A 2,535-nucleotide genomic window follows, 5' to 3' on the forward strand; every position below is an offset into this window, starting at 1 on the left:
TCGCGTGCGCAACTACCGCATCCAGGTGCAGGAGCACGACGGCGAGATCATCTTTCTGCGCAAGCTCGTAGCGGGCGGGGCCGACCACTCGTACGGCATTGAGGTGGCTCGCATGGCCGGACTGCCCGACCTGGTGATCCACCGTGCACGCGAGATCCTGGCGCACCTGGAGCAGCAAGACCTGGCGGTGGATACGGAGGGCGCGTCCAATCCCGATGCCGCCGCCCCCGACGCCGACGAGGTGCCGGATATGGAAGACGGCGTGATGGGCCAGATGTCGCTCTTCCACCAGCCCGACCCCAAAGCCGAAGCCCTCAAAGAAGCCGTACAATCCATCGACCCCAACCGCATGACGCCCATCGAGGCGCTCATGAAGATTGCGGAGTTGAAGGAGATGCTGGAGTAGGGCGAGGCTATACGCTCTCGAAAATCACGTACCAGATTTCAGCAAGATCATGTAAATCATCCAGTGTGGCATGTTTGGCGCTGCCGGGGTCTCCGTGAATGTCTTCCAGTTCATTGCGCAACTCTCGAAGCGAAGATCCATCTGTCGCATGAAGTCGCTCAGCCAAGTCAGAGCTTTCAGCTCGGTGCAAGAGCCACTGGGTACGTGGAAGCGCTACTTTTCTATCGTTAGGCCATACAGGGCGTTCAGTAGAGCGGTTCTTGTCTTTTTCTACTGGACGAATACGCTGTTCAAGATCGTTGCTGGCGATTGATGGCTTGGCATTTGTCACCTCCCCATTATCAATGCGCCAATACTCTTGTGTATCGCCGATTTGCGGGTCGTAAAAGTGGTACGTTTGGACACCACTTGTTTCGTGCAATTGCTCCCACGGTCTGTAGTTAGAGCCTTTGAAGAACATGGCGTTCATATCATTCACGACACCCCATAGCGCCAGAAAGGCGCGATCCATTGGATGAAAAGCGAATGTTTCAGCCTCGTGAGATGAAGAACCGGTAACGAGATGCCCAAACGCTCGGCGTATTCGGTTTTCAATTGAGGTAAGGTAGTTGCGAACCCGCTGTTCGTCCTTGTCTTGAACTAACGGCACGAACTTAAAGACTGCCGACTGGTCATCACGAATAGACTGCACCTGGTCCACAAGGTCCCACAGCGGTTGAGCGCCTTCATAGCGCTGAACTACTTCGCGCAATGTCTGCAGCAGCGCAGCCGCGTTCTGAACCGTGTAGACAGGATCCGTTCCGTATTCGGGACTCTCTTTGACCCAATACCCGTCGGCGCCTGCTTCACGGAGTTCTTGAACGGTCCATGCCTTGTTCGAAGCAGTAAAGGCAATCACAGGAAGTGAGGGGTTCTTCTTTTTTATGGCACGGACCAGGCGAGTCCCCGACAGTTTGTCCGCACGTCGTGAGGTGAGTTCTGTATCTGTCTCGACCAGTCGAAGGTCTACGCATACAATGTTCCAGCCACGCTGTGCAATGTCGTCGGCGAGAGCATCCAGGTCGTGGAAGCCATCGGCACCATGAGGGGCTTCGATAGAGCCCGCGTCCGGGGTGTCTTCGAACACTCCTTCAAGAGCAGGCTGCCAACCATTAGAAGCATTATCATCTACGAGTCCGACACGAAGCGGCTGTGAGCGAGACTGTAGCATATCGACCCACAATTGCTGCTGCTCTTTTACCTCTGTCTTCCAGGCTTCGTCTGCTGATGAGTTGGCCTGTTGGCGAAGGTGAGCGAGGCCGAATAGATACTGGTAGTATCGGCGCTCCGTAAGTTCAAGGAATTTCGTACGTGCCCATGCTGGAAACGGCATCTCCGCGTTCATCAAGAAACGCGTTCCATTCCAAAGTTGAATAGGCCCCCATGCGTTAGCCAAGTCATGGCGGCCTGTAAGTCCCTGTGGACGAATAGGGTGCGTTTCTAAAACACGCAACAGGTCTCCCTCTGAAAGGGGTTCGTGTGTTGCATCAATAAAATCCCGCATGTCGTGCTCGTCATTGAACAGAAGAGTCCCTTTTGAGGCCAAGAGCCCGTGGTCGGGATCCTGTCGCATCCAGCTTTTGAATGAACCATCGGTGCGTAAAGCAAGAGGGTACCGACTGTGTGGTTTCTCTGTGTCCAGTCGGAGACGAAGCGCCGCATCTAATCCGTCGCCTTCGTTAGAGTACGTCGCATTCAAGACAACGATGTGCGGCTCAGAGAGCGATTCACATGCTGCTTGCAATGCTTCGAACAACCCGTCGCCATCAGGCTGTTCAAGCCGGCGGTCGCACCAGTCAGGAGAGCGTTCTCCTGGTCGTACGAACGTAGCCACAGGGAGTGAAGCTGTTGCTGAGGACGTATCGGTGGAAGTAGACGATGCTTTCGGAGACCGGGCAGCTTCAAACGCCTCACGGCTAAAGACCTTTGCGCACTCCTGAAGAGGGTCACCGTTAGCAAAGGCACGTACGAAAGCGCCGAACCGATTGGCATATAGACCGCGAGGTAGCGTGTAGTTGCTCCGACAGGCGGACCACACCCGTATCCCGTGGGTGGCACTCATCATTCCCGCGGGCTTGGTCATCTGGGGG

General features: G+C 55.3%; 2 protein-coding genes. One reads left to right on the forward strand and one right to left on the reverse strand.

Going from position 1 to position 2,535, the window contains the following annotated elements; all coding sequences use genetic code 11:
• Positions 1-406, forward strand: a 406-nt coding sequence (locus tag PPP56_RS02820) for a MutS-related protein (RefSeq protein WP_502912543.1), incomplete at its 5' end; no start/stop codon positions are given.
• Positions 407-413: 7 nt separating this feature from the next.
• On the opposite strand, the gene PPP56_RS02825 is transcribed toward PPP56_RS02820, so the two are convergent.
• Entirely contained in the window at positions 414-2,279 is a 1,866-nt protein-coding gene (locus tag PPP56_RS02825; RefSeq protein WP_353562516.1) for a response regulator, read from the reverse strand.
• Between the last annotated feature and the right edge of the window lie 256 nt (positions 2,280-2,535).

Origin of the sequence: Longimonas sp. (assembly GCF_040409695.1) — a bacterium.
Classification (GTDB): domain Bacteria; phylum Bacteroidota; class Rhodothermia; order Rhodothermales; family Salinibacteraceae; genus Longimonas.